This is a genomic window from Mannheimia varigena, from assembly GCF_013377235.1.
Lineage (GTDB): Bacteria > Pseudomonadota > Gammaproteobacteria > Enterobacterales > Pasteurellaceae > Mannheimia > Mannheimia varigena.
This window is the reverse complement of the sequence record NZ_CP016226.1, coordinates 507,466-533,216: the sequence shown is the minus strand read 5'-3', so window position 1 is coordinate 533,216 and position 25,751 is coordinate 507,466. Positions and strand designations below refer to the sequence as shown.

Here is a 25,751-nt window from a genome sequence, read left to right as displayed (position 1 = left end):
TATCTCCTTAAAAAGTAAAAATTGAATTTGGCTCAAAAGTATTTAACTGCATATTTCGGCTAAATTGCAAAATGGCGGTTTCGCCAAGCGCGGTTGCTTGATTATCTTGAATGTGTAATGCGGTGCCTTCCGGTAAGGCATAAACCAACGCATTTGGATTGACAGTCAGAAATTCGCTTAAACGTTCTTCTCGGCTCTCGCCATTATGGCCTTGAATTTTGCCAGAGATAAAATGAGGATTAATTTGATGAGGAAATAAATTTAAGGCGTTAAAGGAAGGCGGATAAGTAATCGGCATATCGTTTGTGGTCATAATTGAACCGCCAGCCACATTTGCCCCTGCACTCCAACCAAAATAAGGTGTGCCGTTTTCTACTTTTTCACGAATGCTCTCTAACACCTGATTTTCATACATCTGATTTAACAAACAAAATGTATTACCTCCCCCAATTGCAATCATATCAGCTTGTTCAATAATTTTAGTGTGTTTTTTAGCTCGATGGACGGAAACGATCTCTAATTCCAACTCTGCTAACTTTTCTTGTACTGTTTGCTCATATTCATCATAGCTTCTACTCACACCTGCATAGGGTAAAAATGCAACTTTCTTCCCTTTATAATCAGCTAAAAATTCTTTCAACCACGGAATAGTGTGAGTCAGATATTCAGTGCATTTATATTTAGAGCCACTCATTAGTAACATATTTTTCATTATTGCCTCCTTAATTAATAAAATATTATTTGATCAAAACAGCTATTACATCTTTTAGGATTGTATATAATTTTATCTGTTTTAGGTTAAAAAAAGAGGTAGTTTATGTCAATAAATATGCAAAGAATTCAACAAATTTTTTCAGATTTAGCAACACTTACATCAATTGATGGCGAATTAACTCGACTTGCATTTTCCGAACAGGATATTAAAGCAAGAGATTATGTGATTAATTTGTGCAAGCGATATGATCTCTCGGTAAAGATCGATCCTATTGGTAATGTGTTTATCCGAAAACAAGGGCAAGATAACAACCTTCCTGCCGTTGCGTTTGGCTCGCATATTGATACGGTAGTGAATGCCGGCAAATTTGACGGCACTTTAGGCACTATCGCTGGGCTGGAAACCCTTTTTCAACTTTGTGAACAGAATATCCAAACCCGTTATCCGCTCGAATTGATTATTTTTGCTTGTGAAGAATCAAGTCGGTTTAACTATGCTACCTTAGGTAGTAAAGTAATGTGCGGTGTTGCTGACCAAGCATCATTAAGTCATCTGAGAGATAAGCAAGGATTAGGGCTAGAACAAGCTCTAGCGGCTATTGGCTTGGATTTTAACAAAATAAATCAAGCTAAACGTAAAAGTGAAGACTTTCAGTGCTTTTTAGAACTACATATTGAGCAAGGCCCAAGACTAGAAAATGAACATAAAACTATCGGCATTGTAACGGGTATTGCAGCGCCTATCCGTTGCATTGTGAAAATACAAGGTCAAGCCGATCATTCAGGGGCAACTGCGATGCACTATCGGCGTGATGCGTTGCTTGGTGCAGCGGAATTAGCTTTGGAATTAGAACAAGCAGCCATTCAAGCAGGGCATTCAACGGTTGCAACCGCAGGCAATTTAACCGCAAAACCTGGTGTGATGAACGTTGTTCCAGGATATGCGGAATTATTGGTCGATATTCGTGGCACGCATACTGAGGCAAGGGAGTCCGTTTTTGGAGCGTTACAAGCTAAAATCCAAGAAGTAGAGCAAAAACGAGGAGTGAGTATTGAGCTACAACTTATCTCAAAAGATAAACCTATCGTTTTAGATACGCAACTTGTGGAACATTTAACCCAAGTAACCGAAAAACTCGGCTACAGCTATGAAATTATGCCAAGTGGAGCAGGGCACGATGCTATGCATATGGCAACCTTTTGCCCAACGGGAATGCTGTTTGTGCCGTCACATTTAGGAGTCAGCCACAACCCGCTTGAGTTCACCGAATGGAAAGATATTGAAGCAGGTATTCGAGTACTGCAGCAAGCTATCTTAGAACAAGCTGAAGTTATCTGATTTTTTACATTTTTAGCAAGCGGTTATTTTTTCCAAGAAATTTGTAAATTTTTAGGAAAAAGTAACCGCTTGTCGCTATTTGTTTCTCTTTGCAAAACCGTGCATTTCAAGTACAATTCCCCGATTAATTTTTTGATAAACATACAACAAAACAGGACATTAACTGCCCGATGAAAATGCAAAATATCCGTAACTTTTCGATTATTGCCCATATTGACCACGGTAAATCGACTTTATCAGACCGCTTAATCCAAACGTGTGGCGGCTTATCAGACCGTGAAATGGAAGCTCAGGTGTTGGATTCAATGGATCTTGAGCGTGAGCGTGGAATTACCATTAAAGCCCAAAGTGTAACCTTAAATTATAAAGCGAACGATGGTGAAACTTACCAGCTCAACTTTATCGACACTCCGGGGCACGTGGATTTCTCCTACGAAGTTTCTCGCTCGCTGGCGGCTTGTGAAGGGGCATTGTTGGTGGTGGATGCAGGGCAGGGCGTGGAAGCTCAAACCTTGGCGAACTGTTATACCGCAATCGAAATGGATCTTGAGGTTGTGCCGATTTTAAACAAAATCGACCTACCAGCTGCTGAACCTGAGCGTGTTGCAGAAGAGATCGAAGATATTGTCGGCATTGATGCGATTGATGCGGTGCGTTGTTCGGCAAAAACCGGTTTAGGCATTGATTTGGTGTTGGAAGAAATCGTGAAGAAAATCCCTGCACCGGAGGGCGATCCTGAAGCTCCGTTACAAGCCTTGATTATCGACTCTTGGTTCGATAACTACTTGGGCGTTGTTTCTTTAGTGCGTGTAAAAAACGGCGTGCTGAAAAAAGGCGATAAAATCAAAGTGATGAGCACGGGGCAGTCTTACAATGTGGATCGCTTAGGTATTTTCACACCAAAACAGGTGGATACCACAGAATTAAAAACCGGCGAAGTGGGCTGGGTGGTTTGTGCGATCAAAGACATTTTAGGGGCGCCGGTGGGCGATACTTTAACTCACCACCACAATTCAGCCACCGAAGTGTTACCGGGCTTTAAGAAAGTAAAACCGCAGGTTTATGCAGGTTTATTCCCGATTTCATCAGATGATTACGAAGCTTTCCGTGATGCCTTAGGTAAATTAAGTCTAAACGATGCTTCGTTATTCTACGAACCGGAAACTTCTAGTGCGTTAGGCTTCGGCTTCCGTTGCGGCTTCTTAGGCTTGTTGCATATGGAGATCATTCAAGAGCGTTTAGAACGTGAATACGACTTGGATTTGATCACCACCGCTCCAACCGTAGTGTATGAAGTCGTGCAAACCAACGGCGAAACCATTTATGTGGACAGCCCGTCTAAACTCCCTGCAATCAACAATATTGCAGAAATTCGTGAGCCGATTGCTGAGTGTAATATGCTTGTGCCGCAAGAGTTCTTGGGTAACGTGATTACCCTTTGTGTGGAAAAACGTGGCGTGCAAACCAATATGGTGTACCACGGCAACCAAATCGCTTTAACTTATGAAATCCCGATGGGCGAAGTGGTGTTAGACTTCTTCGACCGTTTGAAATCAACCTCTCGTGGTTACGCTTCATTGGATTACGGCTTCAAACGCTTCCAAACTGCCGATATGGTGCGTGTGGATATTATGATCAACGGCGAGCGTGTTGATGCCTTGGCGATCATTGTTCACCGTGCAAATGCAGCTTATCGTGGGCGTGAGTTGGTAGAAAAAATGCGAGAGCTAATTCCTCGCCAACAATTTGATATCGCAATCCAAGCTGCTATCGGCAACCACGTAATCGCTCGTTCAACGGTTAAACAGTTGCGTAAAAACGTATTGGCGAAATGTTACGGTGGTGACGTCAGCCGTAAGAAGAAACTTCTCCAAAAACAAAAAGAGGGTAAAAAACGAATGAAATCCCTCGGTAACGTAGAAGTGCCACAAGAAGCGTTCTTAGCGATTTTACACGTTGGCAAAGAGTAATTTGCAAAATTAATGCGGAATCAAACCGCTTGCAAGCGGTCATATTTTCAGGATTTTTTGCAAAAAATGTAGGGGCGAATTGCAATTCGCCCCCCAAACAAAAGAGGAAATCAAATGGCACAATTTATGCCGATTATTTTTCTAGGCATTATTTACGGTATTTGGAAATGGCTGGATTCAATGCAACTGCCGAATACCATTTCGATCATTTTAGTGGCGTTGGTATTGATTTGCGGCGGTTTTTGGGCATTCTACAAATTCAGTGCCGATCCAAGACGCAAACAGGCTATTGCCGAACAACAAAAGCGTTTAGGCAGAGAATTAACCGCAGAAGAAATGGCGGAAATTCAGCCAAAATCAGCGGTAGGTGAATTTTTTGCCTCGTTGTTCGGCGTGTTATTCTTTGTGACCGTATTGCGTTCATTCTTATTTGAGCCGTTCCAAATCCCAAGTGGCTCAATGGAGCCAACCTTGCGTGTGGGCGATTTTTTAGTGGTGAACAAATTTAACTACGGCATTAAAGATCCGATTTGGCAAAACACGCTGATTGAAACCGGCAAGCCGGAACGTGGCGATATTGTGGTGTTCAAAGCTCCAGCTCAACCACACGTGGATTACATTAAACGTGTTGTGGGCGTGGGCGGTGATAAAATCAAATACGATTTTGCTTATCAACAGCTTACCGTAACCAAAGCCAATGGCGAGGTGCAAGCATTTGAATATAGCGAAGGCAAGCCGAATGCGGATTTCTTCTACCACGGTGAAATGCAAATTGAACGCACCGAAAAAGGCGATGTAACCCACCAAATTTTAAATAACCCGATGGCGTTTAACTATGCTCCTTACTTCTTCAAACAAGCAGGGCAAGCTGACGGCGAATGGGTTGTGCCGGAAGGACATTACTTTGTAATGGGCGACAACCGCGATAACAGCGAAGACAGCCGATTCTGGGGCTTCGTGCCGGAGCAAAATATTGTCGGCAAAGCCACCTTTATCTGGCTGAGTTTAGACAAAAAAGCGAATGAATTTCCAACCGGACTTCGTTTCTCTAGAATGTTTACCGCTATTCAATAATGTCGTGTAGGGGCGAATTGCAATTCGCCCCTAAGTTATTATTAATAAACAAAGAATTTATGCACTTAGAACGATTACAGAAAAAATTAGGTTATCAATTCCATAACCTTGATTACCTCACCCAAGCCTTAACCCACCGCAGTGCGGCGGCAAAAAATAACGAACGCCTTGAGTTTTTGGGCGATTCGATCTTGAACTTCACCATCGGCAAAGCGTTATACGACAAATTCCCGAAAGCAAACGAGGGCGAACTCAGCCGTATGCGTGCCACCCTTGTGCGTGAACAAACCTTAGCGATCATTGCCCGCCAATTCGATTTAGGTGAATATCTAAAATTAGGTCCGGGCGAACTCAAAAGTGGCGGACACCGTCGAGAGTCCATTCTTTCCGACTGCGTAGAAGCCATTATTGCGGCGATCTCGTTAGATCAAGATATGGCAACCGCAATGGCAAAAGTGCAGGATTGGTATGCAGACTTATTGAAAAACATCAGCCCTGATGACTCGCAAAAAGACCCGAAAACCCGTCTGCAAGAATTTTTACAGGGCAGAAAATTGCCGCTGCCGGAATATGATGTGTTAGATATTAAAGGCGAAGCCCACAACCAAACTTTCCGTGTTACTTGCAAGGTGATTAACGTGGAGGAAGTTTTTATCGGCACCGGCACCAGCCGCCGCAAGGCAGAGCAGAATGCGGCTGAGAAAGTGTTGGCTATGATCAAAACAAAGAAATAGTTACTCCCCTCTTTAGCAAAGAGGGGCAGGGGGAGATTTGGCAGAATAAATATTACGCTCATATGAAATATTGATATCGTAATCAAATCTCCCCTAACCCCTCTTTTCTTAAAGAGGGGAATTAAATGAAAGGAAAACAAAAATGACAGAACAAACAGCCAAAACCTACTGCGGTTTTATTGCCATCGTAGGTCGCCCGAATGTCGGGAAATCAACGCTACTGAACAAAATTTTAGGACAAAAAATCTCCATCACCTCACGCAAAGCCCAAACCACTCGCCACCGTATTGTCGGCATTCACACCGAAGATCAATACCAAGCGATTTATGTGGACACCCCAGGGCTTCATATTGAAGAAAAGCGTGCGATCAACCGCTTAATGAACCGTGCGGCAAGCTCGGCGATTGGCGATGTGGATTTAATCATCTTCGTAGTGGAAGGCACAAAATGGACGGAAGATGATGAAATGGTGCTAAATAAACTCCGTTCGGCAAAAGCTCCGGTGCTGTTGGCGATCAACAAAATCGACAACATCAAAGAAAAAGAAGAGCTACTTCCGCATATTACTGAGCTTTCACAAAAATTCGATTTTGCGGAAATTCTCCCGATTTCGGCTCAGCGTGGCAAAAACGTCCATATTTTACAAAAATTCGTGCGTGAATCTCTCCGTCCGGGTGAGCACCATTTCCCTGAAGAATATGTCACAGACCGCTCCCAACGTTTTATGGCGTCAGAAATTATCCGTGAAAAACTGATGCGTTTCACCGGCGAAGAGCTACCTTATTCGGTTACAGTAGAAATTGAGCAGTTCAAAATGAACGAACGTGGTGTGTATGAAATCAACGGTTTGATTTTAGTAGAACGTGACGGACAGAAAAAAATGGTCATCGGAGCCGGTGGCCAAAAAATTAAAACCATCGGCATCGAAGCCCGAAAAGATATGGAACGCCTATTCGATAACCAAGTCCACCTTGAACTCTGGGTGAAAGTTAAGGCCGGCTGGGCAGACGACGAACGAGCGTTGAGAAGTTTGGGGTATATGGACGAGTGATGATATTGTCACTTTTCTTTGCTTGTGCAAAGAAAAGTAACCAAAAGAAAGCACACCCTGCTTCGTTGCTGTTCCTCACTTTGTTGAAATTTTCTTAACGAAAAATAACCCTGATGTTCGCTTCGCTCTCGTTCGGGTTATTTTCCTAAAAATTTCAAGTCGTTCGGGCAACTCAGAAGGGAACCCGATCCGCCATTACAAGCGGTTGCTTTTTTGACGATTTTTGTAAAATAACGCTCGAATAAGTTCCCTTCTGAACCACCTGAGCGACTTTGAATTTGTAGGAAAAATTTAGTGTTTGAGCTTGCGAAGCAAGCTTGTTATAAATTTTTCCGTTAAGCAAATTCAAACTAAGCGAAGATCAGCGGTGAAGTAGGGGCGCCTTTCTTTGGTTACTTTCTTTATTCGCTACGCTCACACTTCGTGCCGTTGGCAAAGCCAACGTTCAAAACATAAATGTTTTGTGGCGAAGCAAAGAAAGTAACAATAAGGATTTATGACAACAGACCAATGGCACCGTGCTTTCGTGTTGCACCGCCGTGAATACAGCGAAAGCAGTTTATTAGTGGAGTTCTTCACCGAACACCACGGGCGGATTACCTTGCTGGCGAAAGGGGCGAGGCGGGCTCGTTCGCCGTTGAAAGCAGTGCTTCAGCCGTTTACGCCGTTATTGATCCGTTGGACTGGCAAGGGGGATCTAAAAACGCTTACCAAAGCAGAGCCGGCGGCATTGACGTTGCCGATGAATACGTTGTCGCTTTATAGCGGTTTTTATATTAACGAGGTGCTTGCAAGAGTGTTGGAAAATCAGACCGCTTATCCAGAACTGTTTCAGCATTATTTAGTGTGTGTCACACAACTCGCCACGCAATCTGAGATTGAGCCGATTTTACGCACCTTTGAATTTCATACTTTAAAAGCGTTGGGCTATGGTGTGGATTTCACCCATTGTACCGCCACAGGCTTGCCGGTTGAGCCCGAAATGAGCTACCAATTTAGCGAAAACGAGGGCTTTATCGCCTCGTTATTACAAAACAACAATCGTTTTCTTGGGCGTGATTTACTCGCTTTCGCCGAGTTGGATTTTTCCGAAAAATCAACCCAACAGGCAGCAAAACGCTTTACTCGCATTGCACTCAAACCCTATTTAGGATCACAACCGTTAAAAAGCCGTGAACTTTTTCAATCTATCTTGCCTAACAAACTTAAAAGCGGTTGAATTTATTAAACTTTTTGCAAATTTTGAGTAGAATATAACCGCTTGCAGAAATAACGATTATTCCAAGGAAATATTATGTCAAATCATCTTACTGAACATCGTTTCATTGATTTCCCGATTCACGCCAATGTTCTCAATGCGTTGGACAGCAAGGGCTTTGAATTTTGCACTCCAATTCAAGCCAAAACTTTCCCCATTACGCTTTATGGAAATGATATTGCAGGGCAAGCTCAAACAGGAACGGGGAAAACGCTGGCATTTTTGGTGGCGACTTTCAACCATTTACTGAATAACGAAGTTGAAACAGCGAAAAATCAGCCAAGAGCGTTAATTTTAGCCCCAACTCGTGAATTGGCGGTGCAAATCGGGGCTGATGCTCAGCTCTTTTTACAGCATTCTGATCTGAAACTCGCCCTTGCCTACGGCGGTGATGGCTACGATAAACAGCTACAAGAAATCGAAAAAGGCGTGGATATTTTAGTCGGCACAACAGGTCGGGTGATTGATTATGTGAAACAAGGCATTATCAATTTGGATAAAGTTCAAGTGGTAGTGCTTGATGAGGCGGATCGAATGTTCGATCTTGGCTTCATTAAGGATATTCGTTACTTAATGCGTAAATGTCCGAAGCCGCAAGATCGCTTAACGCTACTGTTTTCCGCCACCCTTTCGCCAAAAGTGCGTGAGCTGGCTTACGAAGATATGGACAATGCCGAATATATCGAAATTGAGCCGTTGCAACGCACTGGCCATCGTATTAAAGAGGAGCTTTTCTACCCGTCTAATGAAGATAAAATGGCGTTATTGCTGACGTTGTTGGAAGAAGAGTGGCCGGATCGCTGTATGATTTTCGCTAACACTAAACATAAATGCGAGGAAATTTGGCAATATTTGTTAGCGGACGGGCATCGGGTCGGAATGCTGACCGGTGATATTCCGCAGAAAAAACGCCTTTCATTGCTGGATAATTTCACCAAAGGCAATTTGGATATTTTAGTCGTTACGGATGTCGCAGCTCGTGGTTTGCATATTCCGGATGTAACGCACGTTTTTAATTACGATTTGCCTGATGATAAAGAAGATTACGTCCATCGTATTGGTAGAACAGGGCGAGCAGGGGAGAGCGGGCATTCCATCAGTTTTGCTTGTGAGCGTTACGCGGTGAATTTACCGGCTATCGAAGAGTATATCGGGCATCAAATTCCGGTTAGCCAATATGATAAAGAATCTTTACTTGATGTGCCGAAAGTAAATCGTCCAAGAGGTAAAAATCCTTTTGTGGCGAAGAAAAATAATCGTAATGGTGTTAATAAATAGAGCTCTGAAGACGATGAAGTTTGTTAAATATCTATGTTGCTTAGTATTGCTGACTGGCTGTAAGAACTTAGAACAGTTTGAGGAAGATTGGTTATCTTCTGCAGAATCGGTTAATCGCCATTCATCAGCTAAGATTACAACGAAAAAAGAGCGTAATATAACATTAAATCCGACAGTTAAAGCTAGTCAAAATAAATTACCTATAGTTAATCAAACAGTTGTAAATAAACGAATAAATACGACCGCTTGTAAAGATAGCGATGATTGGTATTTAGATGGCTATCGTGTTGGAAAATCATTCCGTGCACAGAAAAACCAAATGCTAGAACAACGAAGCAGATATTGTGGCTATAATGTAAAAGATCTACCTTCCCATTATTATAATAATTGGGAAAGAGGTTTCCGCATTGGCATTAAAAGTTAATTTTAGACAAAAGAGAATCAAATATGGGGTTATATAATATTGCTCAAACAGAATCGGGCAAAGTCATCTCACTTAACGCAAAAATGGCGAACCGACACGGTTTAGTGGCGGGGGCAACCGGTACAGGTAAAACGGTTACTTTACGAAAATTAGCGGAAGCTTTTAGTGATGATGGAGTGCCGGTGTTTTTAGTGGATGTCAAAGGCGATCTTTCAGGCTTGGTACAAGCGGGCAGTTTTTCCGGAAAAATTGCAGAACGTATTGAGATGTTCAACTTAGGTGGCGAGGATTACTTAAGCGGTTATCCTGTCTCATTTTGGGACGTGTTTGGTGAATCCGGTATTCCACTTCGTACTACGATTTCAGAAATGGGACCGATGCTACTTTCCCGTTTACTTAACTTAAACGATACGCAAGAAGGCTTATTAAATCTTGTTTTCCGTGTAGCAGATGATCGTGGATTGTTGTTGATTGATTTAAAAGATTTGCGTGCCTTACTTAAATTTGTAGCAGGTAATGCGAAAGAATTCCAAGTAGAATACGGCAATGTATCAGCAGCAAGTGTAGGAGCTATTCAACGTGCATTATTAAGACTTGAAAACGAAGGGGCGGATAATTTATTTGGCGAACCTGCACTAGATTTACACGATTGGATGCAAACCCGCAATGGGCGTGGCGTAATCAATATTTTAAATTCGGAAAAATTAATTAATTCGCCAAGAATGTACGGTGCATTCTTACTGTGGTTTATGGCAGAACTGTTTGAAAATTTACCTGAAGTTGGCGATCCTGAAAAACCAAAATTTGTGCTTTTCTTTGATGAAGCTCATCTATTATTTGATGATGCCCCTAAAGCATTAGTAGATAAAATTGAACAGGTGGTTCGCTTAATTCGTTCTAAAGGCGTTGGGGTTTATTTTGTTACGCAAAACCCACTCGACTTGCCCGATTCTGTGCTAGGGCAGCTCGGTAATCGTATTCAACACGCCTTGCGAGCTTTCACACCTCGTGATCAAAAAGCAGTGAAATCAGCGGCGGAGACCTTCCGTGCCAATAAAGAGGTAAATGTAGTAGAAGCTATTACTCAACTTGGTGTGGGGCAAGCGTTGGTTTCGGTGTTAGATGAAAAAGGTATGCCAACCCCTGTTGAAATTGCTTATATTTATCCACCGAAAAGCCAGTTAGCTTCATTGGCGACAGGCGAACGTGATGCTTTAGTTAAGCAAGATGATCTGTATCATCACTACAGTCAGTATGTAGATAATGAATCTGCGTTTGAATTGCTTAATGCTAAAGCTGAACAAGTGAAAGCCGAGCAAGCTGCAGCGGAAGAAGAAAATAATGATTTCTTAGGTGGCATTATCTCTTCAATTTTTGGTTCGAAGAAGAAAAAAGATCAATCTATTACCGAGCAAGTGGTTAGTCAAGTAGCTCATTCTGTCGGCAGAAATTTACGCAACCAAGTAACCAAGCAAATTATGCGTGGCATTTTAGGGGCGATTACTAAAAAGTAATTTGCAGATTTTGAAAAGAAAAAGACCGCTTGTTATTCGTTACAAGCGGTCTTTTTTCAGATTATTTTTGCAATGCTTGTTTGATGGCATTGAGCAACACTTCTGGTGGTTGAGCTCCTGATACGCCGAGTTTTTCATCAATCACGAAAAATGGCACGCTGTGAATACCATATTTATGAGCCACACGTTCATCTTCTCGCACTTCATGCCCGAAATCATCGCCCGTAAGCAGTTGAGCCACTTCATCACGATCTAAGCCGATCTCTAAGGTTAAACCAATCAGCTCGGTGCGTTTAGCTAAAATGGTGTTATCGGTAAAATAGGCTCTGAATAAACGTTCAATCATTGCTTTACCCAAACCTTTAGTTTCAGCAAATTTTGCCAAGCGATGAGCCTCAAAGGTGCGAGTGTATTGGGTAGTTCGGTAACGCAAATCTAATCCTGCCTGCTTTCCAGCTTCTTCCACATAGCTAATCATTTCATCAGCCTGTTCAACTGTTTTTTGATATTTCTGCATTAAACGTTGCTGAATATCACCCTCTGGTTCCCCATTTGCGTGTGGGTCAAGCTCAAAGGCTCGGAAAACCACTTCAACTTCGCCCTCAAATTGGGCTAATGCCTGCTCTAAATGACGTTTACCGATGTAGCAAAACGGGCAAGCGTAATCTGACCAAACTTCAATTTTCATATTATCTCCTTAAAATAGGATAAACTCTCTTACTTGGAAGCCTACTTCCACCTGCTCGCCAATTTTGAGTTCTTGAGACTGGTAAGTGACTATTTCAATCCCTTTAATTTCAACCTGATAGCGGTAATATAAGCCTAAAAATAGTTTACCTACCACAGTGCCTAAACCAAGCTCGTTTGGTTTTAAGATGATCTGCTCTGGGCGAAGCAGCCAGCGATAGCGTCCTTTTTGGACTTCCATTTCAGGGAAAAGACGAAACTCGCCAATTGGGCTACACAGCACTTTGTCTTCCGTTACATTACAGTTCAGGTAGTTTGTGCCACCTAAAAAATCTGCCACAAATGGATTAACTGGAGAATGATATAGCTCGTTTGGCTTACCAAATTGAACAATTTTCCCTTGATCCATCACGGCAATTTTATCAGCAAAGGCAAAGGCTTCTTCTTTGCTATGTGTGACAAAAATAGCTGGCACATTTTGGCTTTTTAAGATCTGTTTGATCTCTTGAATCATCGTATAGCGAGTTTGGCTGTCAATGTTGGAAAATGGCTCGTCTAACAATAACAACTCAGGCTGGCACGCCAACGCTCGGGCAATTGCCACCCGTTGTTGTTGCCCGCCTGAAAGCTCGTGTGGAAAACGGTTCTCAAAACCTTGTAAATGCACAACGGAAAGCATTTTTTCTGTAATGGTTTTTTGCTGATCTTTTGGTAGTTTAGATAATCCAAACTGAATGTTATCCGCCACCGTTAAATGTGGAAATAGAGCGTAATCTTGGAAAATTAGCCCGATTTTACGTTCTTCCACCGCTTTGCTTTTTAAGCATTGCCCCGCAAGATGAATATCGCCTTGTTCAATCGGCAACAAGCCTGCAATCGCTTTCAGTAAAGTAGTTTTACCGCAGCCGCTGGCACCAAGCAGACAGATAATTTCATTTTGGTTTACAGCTAGATGGAGATTTTTTAAAACTGTTGTGCTGCCGAAATTAAGATTTAGATTATTGATAGTTAAAACAGACATAAAATTCCTTTATCTTTCCTTTTCCGACTGCGAAATAAGCGATCTAGTCAGCCAAATAACAGGTAATAACCCAACTAATACTAGCACAATCGCTGGAAGTGCTGCACGCTCAAGTTGTTCGTCTGATGTAAAGGTAAACACGTAGGTTGCGAGTGTATCAAAGTTAAACGGGCGGAGTAGTAGAGAAGCGTTTAGCTCTTTCATACTCTCAATAAAAACCATCAATCCGGCAGTAAGAATACCTTTATAAATCAATGGGATATGGATTTTTGCTAACATTGCGATGCCGTTTTTACCCAGCGTTTGGCTTGCCATATCCAGTGAGGGCGAAATTTTATTTAGTGAGGTTTCAAGGCTGCCAATTGCCATTGCTAAAAATCGGATGGTATAAGCCAATACTAATGCAAAGAGTGAGCCTGAAAAAATCAATCCAACAGGTGATAATTCAAGGCTTTTTAGCCAAGCGTGGAGTTGATGATCGGCAAATGTTAAAGGAGAAAGTAATCCAATTGCCAATACTGTTCCCGGCACCGCATAGCCAAGTGAGGCTAATTGTAATGACAAGCGGTTATTTTTGACTAAAATTTTGCGAGTATTTAAGCGTTTAGCAAAATGGAGCAACAGAGCAATGAATACCGTTATCACGGAGGCGATAATTGAGACTTTTAAGCTATTAAGCGAAAATTGAATAAAGTCTAAATTCCATGCTTGTTCGAAATAGTCGTATGCCCAATAGAGCAATCTGCCAAACGGAATGAAAAAGGCTAACGCTAATAAGCCCCAGCACCAAGTCAGGGCTAATGTTAATTTCCAGCCGGTTAAAGATTTAAATGCGGATTTTTTCTCATAGCCGCGTTGATAACTTTTTTGCTTGCGGCGGCTGTATTGTTCCAAACTTAAAAAGAGGAAAATCATCAGCAACATAAAGATTGCAATTTGGCTAGCTGTGCCGAGATCATGGTAGCCTAGCCAAGAATCATAAATTGCGGTAGTTAGCGTTGGCACAGCAAAATAGGCAACAGTACCAAAATCGCCCAACGTTTCCATTGCGACTAATGCCATACCTACGGCGATAGAAGGACGAATTAATGGCAGAGTAATACGGCGAAAGAGTTGGGCAGGAGATGCCCCTAACATTTTTGCACTATGAGTTAAGTTTTCAGATTGCTCTAATAATGCCACTCGTACTAATAAGAAAATGTACGGATACAGCACTAATGCCAGCACAAAGCACGCTCCATACAGCGTACGAATTTGAGGAAACCAATAATCTTGTGGTCTAGTCCAGCCAAACAGGCTACGCAACCAGCCTTGAAAAGCCCCTGAGTAATCTAATAAATCAGTGTATAAATAGGCGATTAAATAAGCAGGCATTGCAAGAGGCAAGCAAAGTAGCCATTGCAAAGTTCTTCGCCCCCAAAAGCGATAATTAGCCACAATCCAAGCGGTAGGCAGAGCAAAAATTAAGGCGAGAAATACCGTTCCTAAAACTAATAATGTTGAATTTTTCAGATAGATTGGCAACATTGTTTGCCAAAGATGGGAAAGGTTTTCACTGTCTCCTTGCAATGCGTGATAGCCAATAGCGAGAAGTGGAAGTAAAACAATAAAAGTGCTGAGAGCTGCAATACTTTTCCAGCAAAGTTGTGATCGCATTTTCTTTAAGCCTGTTATTCCATAAAAATAAAAGGACGCAAAATGCGTCCTTTCGCAAGCGGTCGTATTTTAGCAAAATTTTGCAAATTTTTGTGGAAAAATGACCGCTTGTTGGTTGATTATTTTTTCTCAGAGAAATCGTCAAATTTCACTTCATCAACCAATTTTAATGCCGCTTCATAGTGTTTCGCGATATCTTCAAGTTTGATTGTATCAGTTGTGAATGTTCCCCAACCTTTCACGATAGCAGATGGCTCAATACCTTCTTTTACTGGGTATTCGTGATTAAGCTCAGCATATAAACCTTGTGCTTTTTCACCACTGAGGTATTCGATTAATTTCACCGCATTTGCTTTGTTCGGCGAGTGTTTCGCAATGACTACGCCGCTGATGTTTTTGTGTGTGCCGTACTCACCGCTAGGGAAGTTAATTACCGCCGCTTCAGCCCACGATTTTTGTTTTTCATCATCTAACATTTTACCGTAGTAGTAGCTGTTACCGATAGAGTAATCACAGAGCCCTTCTTTGATTGCTTTTACTTGATCACGGTCGCCACCTTGCGGTTTTTGGGCAAGGTTTGCTTTTAAACCTTCTAAGAATGCTTTGGTTTTCTCGATGCCGTAGTGTTCAATCATCGCCGCAAAGAGGGATACATTGTAAGAGTTTTTACCCGAACGAACGCAAACTTTGCCTTTATATTCAGGTTTTGCTAAATCTAAGTAATCAAAACCGGCAGGTAATTTGCCTACACGATCTTTTGAGGTGTAGATTACACGAGCACGTGTGGTTAAACCAAACCATTGGTCGTTAGAATCACGGAATTGTGCAGGGATATTTTTCTCTAATACCTCAGAGTCAATTTTTTGAGCAAGACCCGCATTCACAATTTCCATTACACGAGCGATATCCACGGTTAAAAGCACATCAGCAGGGCTTAATTCGCCTTCTTGTTTCACACGATCGACTAAACCTTTGTCAGCGAAGATCACATTCACTTTAATGCCGGTGTCTCTTTCAAAGTTTTTCAGCATTGGCTCAATTAAGTAGGGTTGGCGGTATGAATAAACATTGACCTCATCAGCCGCAAGTGCAGAAGTTGAAGCAAATGTAGCAACAGCAATGGCAAGTGCAGAAAGTGTTTTTTTCATTGAGAGTCTCCTTTGATTATTGACTTTGCATAGTAATGTTGGCAATTCTAAAGGCACTTATTTTTTTAGTCAATAATGAGAACGGTTTTTGTTTAGTGTGATTTATTAATTCTCAAATCAAAGAAGAAAGTCATTGGCAAATTGTTTGTTTTTTGGCATAATACTTGCCGTTTTTTGTCTATGAAGATAGAAAACGTAAACATTTATTATTTTTTAACACTAAAACACACACATATCATAAGCTAGAAATTGGGGTGTCTTTGAATGAAGATCGATTTTCTAGGATATGTGGAGGCTAAACCCCGTTTTGCCGTTCATAAGTGGCAAAACAAACAACTTTGAAGGAAAATTCTTATGGCACAAGTTTCTATGCGCGATATGCTTAACGCAGGCGTTCACTACGGTCACCAAACTCGTTACTGGAACCCAAAAATGAAACCATTCATTTTCGGTGCTCGTAATGGTGTTCACGTTATCAACTTAGAAAAAACCTTACCATTATTCAACGAAGCATTGGCGGAATTAACTCGCATTGCATCTAACAACGGTAAAATTTTATTCGTTGGTACAAAACGTGCAGCGTCAGAAGCAGTTAAGGCAGCGGCAGTAGAGAGCCAACAATTCTACGTTAACCACCGTTGGTTAGGTGGTATGTTGACTAACTGGAAAACAGTACGTCAATCAATCAAACGTTTAAAAGATTTAGAAACTCAAACTCAAGACGGCACTTTTGACAAAATCACTAAAAAAGAAGCGTTAATGCGTACTCGTGAGTTAGAGAAATTAGAGTTAAGCTTAGGCGGTATTAAAGATATGAACGGCTTACCAGATGCAATTTTTGTTATCGGTGCTGATCACGAACATATCGCAATCAAAGAAGCAAACAACTTAGGTATTCCAGTATTTGCGATTGTTGATACTAACTCAACTCCAGATGGCGTTAATTACATCATTCCAGGTAACGATGACGCAACACGTGCGATCCAACTTTACTTAGATTCAGCAGTTGCTGCAATCAAAGAAGGTCGTGGCGTTGAAGCGAAAGAAGTTGAAGCTGAAGAAGCTGCAGCAGAGTAATCGTACTAGGCAAACGATAAGGCATAGCCCTTAATCATTTGATTATCATTTGAGAGCAGGGGTGAAAACCTCTGCTTTTATCGTATTAAAAATCATCTTAGAGGAATAGTAAAATGGCTGAAATTACAGCATCATTAGTTAAAGAACTTCGTGAACGTACCGGCGCTGGTATGATGGAATGTAAAAAAGCATTAGTAGAAGCGAACGGTGATATTGAATTAGCGATCGACAATATGCGTAAATCTGGTCAAGCTAAAGCAGCTAAAAAAGCAGGTCGTGTAGCTGCTGAAGGTGTAATCCTTGCTCGTATTGCATCAGGTTTCGGCGTATTAGTTGAAATGAACTGTGAAACTGACTTCGTAGCAAAAGATGCTGGTTTCTTAGAATTAGCAAACGAAGTTGCAGATTTTGCAGCAGCAAATAAAGGTACAAATATCGAAGCATTACAAGCACAATTTGAAGAAAAACGTGCGGCATTAGTTGCGAAAATCGGCGAAAATATGAATATTCGTCGTGTTCAATACTTAGAAGGCGAAGTAATTGCTCAATACTTACACGGTGCGAAAATTGGTGTATTAGTAGCAGGTACAGGTTCTGAAGATGAACTTAAGAAAGTTGCAATGCACGTTGCTGCAAGCAAACCTGAATTCGTAAACCCGGAAGATGTTTCTGCTGATGTAGTTGCTAAAGAACGTGAAATCCAAATTGAGATCGCAATGAACTCTGGTAAACCAAAAGAAATCGCAGAGAAAATGGTTGAGGGTCGTATGGCGAAATTCACTGGCGAAGTTTCATTAACTGGTCAGCCATTTGTAATGGATCCATCACAATCTGTAGGTGCATACTTAAAATCAGTAGGCGCTTCTGTTTCTAACTTCATTCGTTTAGAAGTGGGTGAGGGTATTGAAAAAGTAGAAGAAGATTTTGCTGCAGAAGTAGCTAAAATTACTGGCGGTAACGCTTAATCTTCATCATTAGATGTATAAAAAGCAGGCTAAAGCCTGCTTTTTTATTTTGTTGATTTATATAAATGACTTTTAGGAATTAGTACTGCAGGGTCATCAATACTACCATCAGCTTCAATCATTTTCTTCAATCCATAATCACTTGGATCATACTTATTATTAAAGAGATCAAGCTCTTTATCTAATAATGGATTTTCAATGCCAATCCAATTTGCAATACCATTAGTAAAATTCAGCCCCGATTTAAAGGTTTTATACATATTCCTTTTGATATCATCACTTGAGATTTTAAATAGTGGAATATCGTAGTGTAATTTACTTCTATCTTTACCGTTTTGAATCACAATATTATCTTTAGATATTTCGTGGGATAAACCGTGATCAGATAAATAAATCATTGAAAAAGAGCGTTGATTTGTTTCATAATTTTTCACTAGCAGATCATATACACGTTTTAGCAATTCATCTGTTTTTTTAATGGAAGAAATATAGCAATTCACATTAAAATATCGTTTAGGTAACTTTCCATCATCAAATATTTTTGGATAATCAATTAAGCGATCACAGGTAATCGGGTGTGAGCCGTATAAATGTAAGAAAATAAAACGTTTGCCTTGTGTCGGTTCTTCAATAACTTGTCCAAAATGTGGGAGTAGCTCAAAATCGCTCACATTAGTATTTAAGGAACTGCCCGATTTAGTAAAAATTTTCACATCACTTTTATTTCCAATAGAAGAAATAGGCGTATCATAATTACCTAAGTAACCTTGATTAGAAATCCAATAAGTTTTAATACCCGCCGATTTAATTAAATCAACCAGTGTTAGCCCATAATTCGCTTCCCATTTTTCCGTATCAGGTTTAGTTAGCATTAAACGTAGTGAGGCAATCGTATTTGTACCACCAGAGGTTAAACCATCAACAAGTGTACCATTTGCCGAGCTCATAAAAGGCGTGTTAGGAATAGGGTAGCCGTAGGCATGGTGATAATCCTTCCTCGCACTTTCACCCATAATTAGCACGTAATCATCATATTTTGCGTTTTCACCAAGCTTGGATTCTCCCCATTGGGATTCTAAGGTTAAATTATTTAATTGCTCCAACTCTTTTGCGACTTTGGTGCCTGAACTGACAAACTCTTGGAAAAATTTAAATGGAGCAAGTTGAACTAACATTAAAAGAGAAGCAACTATGACGAAAGTTTTATTTTTCAAAAAATGGATCTGATAAGTATTGGTAATTTTTTTGAAAAAAAAGACCGCTAGCACAATCACTATTCCTGCGAAAATATGCAAGATGGAAAGTTGAGAGAGAAACTCTTTACTCTCCATCATATCGGTTGCGAATACAGAAGCAATATATTCATAGGTCGGCTTGCCAAAATTAAGCCCAATAGGCGTGTAAAAGGCATAAGCAATACTAATTGGTAGTAGTAAAGCATAATAAGTCCATCTGGAACTGGCTAGGATAATAATTAGGAATACCCCGAACAGAATTTCAAAAAGGGTAGGTGTAGGAAAAAAGCCTGAGCCAATAAGCATTAAATAACTCGCAATAATGGCGAGTAAAAGTGCAATAATGATGCCAAAAATTTGTTTTTTTCTCATTTTTGTTAAAATTTTTCGGTTTATCGTTGGAATGGATTGTTCTATAATAACGTAATTTTGTGTTTAGTCCATACAGTTAAGAGGCAAAAAAATGAGCAAACCTATTTACAAGCGAATTCTACTCAAATTAAGCGGCGAAGCCTTACAAGGCAATGAAGGTTTTGGTATCGACCCATCGATTTTAGATCGTATGGCACTAGAAATTAAAGAGTTGCTTGAAGAAGGCGTTGAAGTCGGTGTTGTACTTGGCGGCGGTAACTTATTTCGTGGGGCGAAATTAGCAAAAGCGGGTATGAACCGTGTAGTAGGCGATCATATGGGAATGCTGGCAACCGTGATGAATGGCTTAGCAATGCGTGATGCTCTACATCGTGCAGAGGTGAATGCAAAATTAATGTCTGCATTCCAATTAAACGGAATTTGCGATACTTACAACTGGTCTGAAGCAATCAAAATGTTGCGTGAAAAACGTGTTGTGATCTTCTCAGCGGGTACTGGTAGCCCATTCTTTACCACGGATTCAGCGGCTTGTTTGCGTGGTATTGAAATTGAAGCAGATGTAGTGTTAAAAGCAACAAAAGTAGATGGTGTTTACGACAAAGATCCGGCAAAATTTGAAGATGCTAAACTGTTTAATCAATTAACCTATGCTGAAGTTATCGAGCAAGAATTACAAGTAATGGACTTAGCTGCATTTACTCTTGCTCGCGATCATGGAATGCCAATCCGTGTATTCAATATGGGAAAACCAGGTGCATTGCGTAAAGTGGTATTCGGCACCGAAGAAGGCACAACTATTTCTGAATAATTTATTTCCCCATTTTAACTCTGTTTTAAATAAAAGGATAAACAATCAATGATTAATGAAATCAAAAAAGATACACAAGATCGTATGGAAAAAAGCCTTGAAGCATTAAAAGGTCATATTGCTAAAATTCGTACAGGTCGTGCTCAGCCGTCTTTATTAGATGCTATTCAGGTAGAATATTACGGTTCTGCAACGCCATTACGTCAAGTTGCTAATGTAGTAGCAGAAGATGCTCGTACTCTTGCGGTAAATGTATTCGACAAATCATTAATTTCTGCGGTAGAAAAAGCAATTTTAACCTCAGATTTAGGCTTAAATCCATCATCTGCCGGCACAACTATCCGTGTTCCACTTCCACCATTAACGGAAGAACGTCGCCGTGATTTAATTAAAATTGTGAAAGCAGAAGGCGAGCAAGGCAAGGTTGCAATCCGTAACGTACGCCGTGATGCAAACGACCAAATTAAAGCGTTGTTAAAAGATAAAGAAATCAGCGAAAACGAACAGCACAAAGCGGAAGAAGACATCCAAAAAATTACTGATACTTACATCAAAAAAGTGGATGAAGTATTAGCTGCAAAAGAGAAAGAGTTGTTAGATTTCTAATTTGTAAAATTTCCCCAAAAAATAACCGCTTGTATCACTACAAGCGGTTATTTTTTATCAAAACTTTACAAATTATAAGTAACGTTTGCTGATCACTTTTAAGTTGTCATCCAGTTCGTACACTAACGGTTGACCGGTTGGGATTTCTAAATCCATAATGTCCGCATCAGAAATACCTTCGATATGTTTTGCTAACGCACGAAGTGAGTTACCGTGTGCAGTTACTAATACGGTTTTACCTGAAATTAACGCCGGAGCAATTTGGTCTTCCCAGAATGGTAATACACGCTCAAGGGTGATTTTTAGGTTTTCTGCATTTGGAATTAAATCTTTCGGTAAGTTTGCATAACGTCGGTCGTTATGAGCAGAATTTGGATCTTGTGGGTCTAAGTCCGGAGGAGAAATATCGTAAGAACGACGCCAGATGTGAACTTGCTCATCACCGTATTTTTCCGCAGTTTCTTTTTTATCTAAACCTTGTAATGCACCGTAGTGACGTTCATTTAAACGCCAGTTTTTGATTTGTGGAACCCATAATTGGTTAGATTCTTCTAACACTATGTTACAGGTTTTGATCGCACGAGTTAAAACAGAAGTGAATGCGATGTCAAATTCAAAACCTGCTTCTTTTAATTTTTGCCCGGCAGATTTTGCTTCTTCAATGCCACGTTCTGTTAAATTTACATCACGCCAGCCTGTAAATAAATTTTTTGCATTCCATTCACTAAAACCGTGACGGATAAAAACTAATTTCATAACAACTCCTTATTTTGAGTAAAAAAGTAATGGATTAAACTGCGTTATTTATAACAAAATTTGCTTCATTTTTAAATAGATAGTTAATTTCTTTCACTAAAAAGCTGATCTTAAGCAAATAACCGATTAGAATATAGCCTTATTGATGTTTTGGATTAAAAGGTATGTTTGTGAAACGCATAAATTCTTACGCTTGGGCGGTCATTTTCGGTGGAGTGATAGGCTCTGCCGTGCCACTTTCTTTTGCGAATAATCTCAACCAGATTCAGCAAAAAATTCAACAACAAACCTCAAAAATTAACGAGCAGAAACAAAAACGTAAAGAGCTGCAATCCACTCTTAAAACGCAAGAAGTTGAGATGGGCAAAGTGTTAGATAAACTACAAAAAACGGAAATGTCGTTAAGTGAGGTGCGTCAAACTATCAAAAATACTGAAGCTGAAATTACTCGACTTGAAAAACAAGAAACAGAACAAAAAGAACGGTTAAAAGAGCAGTTAGACTCTGCTTATCGTTCGGGCGTAAATCCATCAGTGTTAGAGCGTTTAATGTCGGAAGATGCCAAGAATGCAGAAAGAATGGCGGCATATTATGAGCATATGAATAATGTGCGACTTGATGCCATTAATGAAATTAGGAAAACACAGGATGAATTGAAGGCAAGACGTAGTGAATTAAAAGGTCAGCAAAAAGATCACCAATCTCAACTGAATGAGCAGAAAAAACAAGAGAAAGATTTAAAGAAAGTACAAAGTCAACGTGAAAGTACTTTACGTTCACTAAATAAAACCCTTGAGCAAGACGAAAGTCGTTTAGAAAATTTACGCAATAACGAAGCAGCGTTAAAACAACAATTAGAAAAAGCGCAAAGAGAAGCCTTACAAGCGGAAAAGCGAGAGCAGCAGCGTGAGAAAACATCAGGTGCTAATAAAACGCAAAAAGTTGATCGTACGCCTATTAATGCAGGTAAATATATGATGCCTGTTTCAGGTAATATCATTACTAAATTTGGTAATAACTGGCACGGTGTAGTGATTGGGGCTGCGGCTGGAACGTCAGTAAAAGCAATGGCTAGTGGACGTGTGATTATGGCACAATGGCTAGCAGGTTATGGCAATATGGTGGCGATTGATCACGGCAATGGAGATATTTCCCTATACGGTTATAACCAGTCTATTTTGGTGAGTAAAGGTAATCGTGTTATAGGTGGGCAGGCGATTGCAAAAGTGGGGAATACAGGTGGACAAAGTCGCCCGGCCCTCTATTTTGGCGTAACTCGCAAAGGTACACCAGTTAATCCGTTAAATTTGGTGAAATAGATGCTAAAACAAATTTACAAGCGGTTAAATTTTACGACTTTTTTGCAAATTACGCTGATTTTGCAACTCTTTCTGCTTTTTGCACCACTTGCACAAGCTGCAAAAATCGCTATTGTTATTGATGATGTTGGGTATCGGGTAAAAGAAGATCGGGAAATTTTATCGCTGCCTAAAGAAGTGAGTGTGGCAATTATTCCTGATGCTCCTTATGCGACAGAAAGGGCCAGAGAGTCTTATGCACAAAAGCGTGATATTCTAATTCATTTGCCGATGGAGCCTAAATCCAGACAGTTTATTGAGAAAAATAGTATCAAGATTGGTGATGGTGAAGAAAAAATTAGGAAACTTATTGGAGACTCTCGTGGTCAAGTACCTTATGCGATTGGTTTAAATAATCACACAGGGAGTGGGGCAACTGCGGATGTTGCTACTATGCAACCTTTAATGAAGGTATTGAAAGAACAGTCACTTTTCTTTTTAGATAGTAAAACGATTGGTAATAGTATAGCAGCTAAAACTGCACGTGAATTTGGCATACCAACATTAGAGCGAAATATTTTCCTTGATGACAGTGATGAGTTAGCTGATGTAAAAAAGCAATTTTCACAATCTATTCAGTATGCGAGAAGAAATGGTGTTGCGGTGGTGATTGGTCACCCTCGCAAAAATACCATTGCCATCTTGAAGCAACATTTAGCTACTTTACCTGCTGATATTGAATTAATTGGTATAGGTACTTTATGGCGTAATGAAAAAGTAGTGCCGGAAAAACCGCTTATTATGCTGTTTGAGCAAGAACCTGCATTAAGTTCTATTCCCCCTTATGAAAGTATTCCGTTATTACGTGGTATTCCAAGATAAAAGGCGATTATGAAAACAAAACTACATTTTTTAACTATTTGTTGCTTAGTGGCGTTTGCATCTATGGCTCAGGCTGAACAACCACAAACTAACGAACAAGCTCAGAATAATCAACAAGATAGAATTACTGATGTTGATCAAGAAAGAATTGGTGAATTGGAAGATACACTCTCAGACGATCTTGATGATGAAGAAAAACTGGAAGCCTTAGTAGATTTAGAAGTCAAAGGCATTCACGATAAAGAAGCAAAGAAAAATGTTGATTTGTATTTAGCCCAAATTTCGAATGAATATGCTGATGGGTCAGAACGCCATCAATATTTAGTACAGACAACAGTGGATAAAGCCCTGCGTGCGTTGGGTTATTATAATAGCCAATATCAATTTGTGCAGCTGCCGAGAAGTGGCAAGAAGCCTTTATTGGTACTGAATGTAGAGCTAGATAAAGAGACTGTCAAAATTGATGAAACCGACATTGTGTTACAAGGCGAGGCGAAAAATGATGAGGATTTTATGGCTCTTATCAAAAAAGCCCCCAAGCAAGGCTCTCGTTTAAATCATAAAACCTATGAAAACTTTAAAGGTAATATTGAAAGTAATGCCTTCAGCAAAGGTTATTTTGACGGGCATTGGCTCTATCATCGTTTAGAGGTTTACCCAACTGATCATAAAGCCGACTGGCGTTTAGGCTATGATAGTGGCATTCGCTATCGCTACGGGCAAATTAATTTTGTAGATAGCCAAATTAAGGAGGAATATTTACGCAATATTCTGAAGATTAATTCAGGAGAGCATTACTTTGCCAATGATCTTTCAAACTTAACCCAAGATTATTTATCCAGTAACTGGTTTTCATCGGTAATGGTTGAACCACATCTCAATGAACAAGATAAAACGGTAGATTTAAACGTGCTGTTCCAACCGAAAAAGAAAAATGAGGTTGAAATTGGTATCGGTTACGAAACTGAGGTAGGGCCTCGTCTTCAATTTAACTGGAAAAAACCGTGGCGAAATAAAAGGGGGCATAGTATTGATACCCGAACTTATATTTCCGCCCCTGAGCAGAGATTTGAATTCGGTTACAACATTCCACTAAAAAAAGATCCGCTTCACTATTACTATCAAATATCAGGTACGGTTGAAAATGAAGATCAGAAGGATACTAAATCAACAGCAGCAAGCTTTTCTTTACAACGTTTTTGGACTCGAACAACAGGTTGGTCATTCTCTGCTGGTGTAAGAGCTCGTTATGATTCCTTTACGCAAGCGAATGATAAATTTAAAACCTTATTAGTTTATCCAACCGCCTCATTAAACCGTACTCGTACTGATGGTAAGCCTTATCCGCTTTGGGGGGATAGTCAAAAACTTACTGTAAATTGGGGCAGCAAAATATTTGGCTCTGATGTTAACTTTTATAGCTATAAAGCCTCTACTTCGTTTGTGAGAACTTATGCAGGTAATCATCGTTTCTACTTAAGAGCAGAATTAGGTTATTTGAAAGCAAACCAATTTGAACGCATACCGCCTGCCTTACGCTTTTTTGCGGGGGGCGATATGAGTGTACGTGGTTTTGGCTATAAAGATATTTCACCAAGAGATCCGGCAAATGGAAAGCGTGTGGGTGGCTCTCATTTAGCTACTGGTACTCTTGAATACCAATACCAAGTTTACCCGAACTGGTGGGGAGCGGCATTTTATGATGTGGGCTTAGCAGCTAATAAATTTGAGACAAAGCAACTACATCACGGGACAGGTTTAGGTGTTCGCTGGGCTTCGCCTATTGGTGCAATTAAATTTGACGTGGGTATGCCTGTAAAATCGCCAGATAATAAACGTGGTTTCCAAATTTACATTGGTTTAGGCTCAGATATTTAATGCAAG

At 40.3% G+C, this 25,751-nt stretch carries 23 protein-coding genes; 16 read left to right on the top strand and 7 right to left on the bottom strand.

All coding sequences use genetic code 11. The annotated features are described in order from the left end of the window. Positions 1-7: 7 nt before the first annotated feature. On the bottom strand, positions 8-712 hold the full coding sequence (pepE, locus tag A6B40_RS02325; protein ID WP_176671434.1) for a dipeptidase PepE: 705 nt from the start codon (positions 710-712) through the stop codon (positions 8-10). Between the two features lie 105 nt (positions 713-817). Between pepE and A6B40_RS02320 the strand changes: the two genes are divergently transcribed. The 9 genes from A6B40_RS02320 to A6B40_RS02280 all read left to right on the top strand — a co-directional run bounded on the left by A6B40_RS02320 (position 818) and on the right by A6B40_RS02280 (position 11,356). Then, a complete protein-coding gene (locus A6B40_RS02320; protein ID WP_176671433.1) occupies positions 818-2,053 on the top strand; it encodes a Zn-dependent hydrolase in 1,236 nt (411 codons plus the stop codon). 176 nt (positions 2,054-2,229) lie between these two features. Continuing rightward, positions 2,230-4,023, top strand: coding sequence for a translation elongation factor 4 (gene lepA, locus A6B40_RS02315; protein WP_176672307.1), 1,794 nt, complete (start codon positions 2,230-2,232; stop codon positions 4,021-4,023). Between the two features lie 114 nt (positions 4,024-4,137). After that, positions 4,138-5,097 carry a signal peptidase I gene (gene lepB / locus A6B40_RS02310; RefSeq protein ID WP_176671432.1) on the top strand — a complete coding sequence of 320 codons (960 nt, stop codon included), beginning with the start codon at positions 4,138-4,140 and terminating at the stop codon, positions 5,095-5,097. A 59-nt stretch (positions 5,098-5,156) separates the two neighbouring features. Then, on the top strand, positions 5,157-5,831 hold the full coding sequence (gene rnc, locus A6B40_RS02305; protein WP_025247842.1) for a ribonuclease III: 675 nt from the start codon (positions 5,157-5,159) through the stop codon (positions 5,829-5,831). Between the two features lie 142 nt (positions 5,832-5,973). Beyond that, on the top strand, positions 5,974-6,882 hold the full coding sequence (gene era, locus A6B40_RS02300; protein ID WP_025217499.1) for a GTPase Era: 909 nt from the start codon (positions 5,974-5,976) through the stop codon (positions 6,880-6,882). A 496-nt stretch (positions 6,883-7,378) separates the two neighbouring features. After that, a complete protein-coding gene (recO, locus tag A6B40_RS02295; RefSeq protein WP_176671431.1) occupies positions 7,379-8,101 on the top strand; it encodes a DNA repair protein RecO in 723 nt (240 codons plus the stop codon). Positions 8,102-8,176: 75 nt separating this feature from the next. Then, on the top strand, positions 8,177-9,418 hold the full coding sequence (gene rhlB / locus A6B40_RS02290; protein WP_025217497.1) for an ATP-dependent RNA helicase RhlB: 1,242 nt from the start codon (positions 8,177-8,179) through the stop codon (positions 9,416-9,418). Positions 9,419-9,431: 13 nt separating this feature from the next. Further along, positions 9,432-9,842, top strand: coding sequence for a hypothetical protein (locus A6B40_RS02285; protein ID WP_138317044.1), 411 nt, complete (start codon positions 9,432-9,434; stop codon positions 9,840-9,842). A gap of 23 nt (positions 9,843-9,865) precedes the next feature. Continuing rightward, positions 9,866-11,356 carry a helicase HerA-like C-terminal domain-containing protein gene (locus A6B40_RS02280; protein WP_176671430.1) on the top strand — a complete coding sequence of 497 codons (1,491 nt, stop codon included), beginning with the start codon at positions 9,866-9,868 and terminating at the stop codon, positions 11,354-11,356. Between the two features lie 61 nt (positions 11,357-11,417). Here A6B40_RS02280 and A6B40_RS02275 read toward each other — a convergent pair whose 3' ends face one another. The 4 genes from A6B40_RS02275 to A6B40_RS02260 form a co-directional block, all read right to left on the bottom strand. Next, entirely contained in the window at positions 11,418-12,044 is a 627-nt protein-coding gene (locus tag A6B40_RS02275; RefSeq protein ID WP_176671429.1) for a DsbA family oxidoreductase, read from the bottom strand. Between the two features lie 9 nt (positions 12,045-12,053). After that, positions 12,054-13,064 carry an ABC transporter ATP-binding protein gene (locus A6B40_RS02270; protein ID WP_025217493.1) on the bottom strand — a complete coding sequence of 337 codons (1,011 nt, stop codon included), beginning with the start codon at positions 13,062-13,064 and terminating at the stop codon, positions 12,054-12,056. A gap of 9 nt (positions 13,065-13,073) precedes the next feature. Then, complete coding sequence (locus A6B40_RS02265; RefSeq protein WP_176671428.1) at positions 13,074-14,720, bottom strand: ABC transporter permease; 1,647 nt, start codon at positions 14,718-14,720, stop codon at positions 13,074-13,076. A 119-nt stretch (positions 14,721-14,839) separates the two neighbouring features. Then, entirely contained in the window at positions 14,840-15,868 is a 1,029-nt protein-coding gene (locus A6B40_RS02260; RefSeq protein ID WP_176671427.1) for a Fe(3+) ABC transporter substrate-binding protein, read from the bottom strand. Positions 15,869-16,222: 354 nt separating this feature from the next. Between A6B40_RS02260 and rpsB the strand changes: the two genes are divergently transcribed. Together rpsB and tsf are read left to right on the top strand one after the other, a co-directional pair. Next, entirely contained in the window at positions 16,223-16,945 is a 723-nt protein-coding gene (gene rpsB, locus A6B40_RS02255) for a 30S ribosomal protein S2 (protein WP_025247832.1), read from the top strand. A gap of 113 nt (positions 16,946-17,058) precedes the next feature. Beyond that, the gene (tsf, locus tag A6B40_RS02250; protein ID WP_138317040.1) at positions 17,059-17,910 is read left to right on the top strand and encodes a translation elongation factor Ts; all 852 of its coding nucleotides are present in this window, start codon (positions 17,059-17,061) and stop codon (positions 17,908-17,910) included. Positions 17,911-17,954: 44 nt separating this feature from the next. Here tsf and A6B40_RS02245 read toward each other — a convergent pair whose 3' ends face one another. After that, a complete protein-coding gene (locus A6B40_RS02245; protein ID WP_176671426.1) occupies positions 17,955-19,517 on the bottom strand; it encodes a phosphoethanolamine transferase in 1,563 nt (520 codons plus the stop codon). 91 nt (positions 19,518-19,608) lie between these two features. Here A6B40_RS02245 and pyrH point away from each other — a divergent pair, with 91 nt between their 5' ends. Continuing rightward, positions 19,609-20,325, top strand: coding sequence for a UMP kinase (gene pyrH / locus A6B40_RS02240; RefSeq protein WP_025247829.1), 717 nt, complete (start codon positions 19,609-19,611; stop codon positions 20,323-20,325). A gap of 48 nt (positions 20,326-20,373) precedes the next feature. Then, on the top strand, positions 20,374-20,931 hold the full coding sequence (gene frr, locus A6B40_RS02235) for a ribosome recycling factor (RefSeq protein ID WP_025217486.1): 558 nt from the start codon (positions 20,374-20,376) through the stop codon (positions 20,929-20,931). Positions 20,932-21,003: 72 nt separating this feature from the next. On the opposite strand, the gene A6B40_RS02230 is transcribed toward frr, so the two are convergent. Further along, on the bottom strand, positions 21,004-21,687 hold the full coding sequence (locus tag A6B40_RS02230; RefSeq protein WP_025217485.1) for a 2,3-diphosphoglycerate-dependent phosphoglycerate mutase: 684 nt from the start codon (positions 21,685-21,687) through the stop codon (positions 21,004-21,006). A gap of 164 nt (positions 21,688-21,851) precedes the next feature. Between A6B40_RS02230 and A6B40_RS02225 the strand changes: the two genes are divergently transcribed. Genes A6B40_RS02225 through tamA form a run of 3 tightly spaced genes read left to right on the top strand, consistent with a single transcriptional unit; the run spans position 21,852 to position 25,745 of the window. After that, entirely contained in the window at positions 21,852-23,006 is a 1,155-nt protein-coding gene (locus A6B40_RS02225; RefSeq protein WP_025217484.1) for a murein hydrolase activator EnvC family protein, read from the top strand. Then, a complete protein-coding gene (locus A6B40_RS02220) occupies positions 23,007-23,867 on the top strand; it encodes a divergent polysaccharide deacetylase family protein (protein WP_025217483.1) in 861 nt (286 codons plus the stop codon). It abuts the gene before it with no gap. Positions 23,868-23,876: 9 nt separating this feature from the next. Next, complete coding sequence (tamA, locus tag A6B40_RS02215) at positions 23,877-25,745, top strand: autotransporter assembly complex protein TamA (RefSeq protein WP_025247827.1); 1,869 nt, start codon at positions 23,877-23,879, stop codon at positions 25,743-25,745. Positions 25,746-25,751 lie beyond the last annotated feature (6 nt).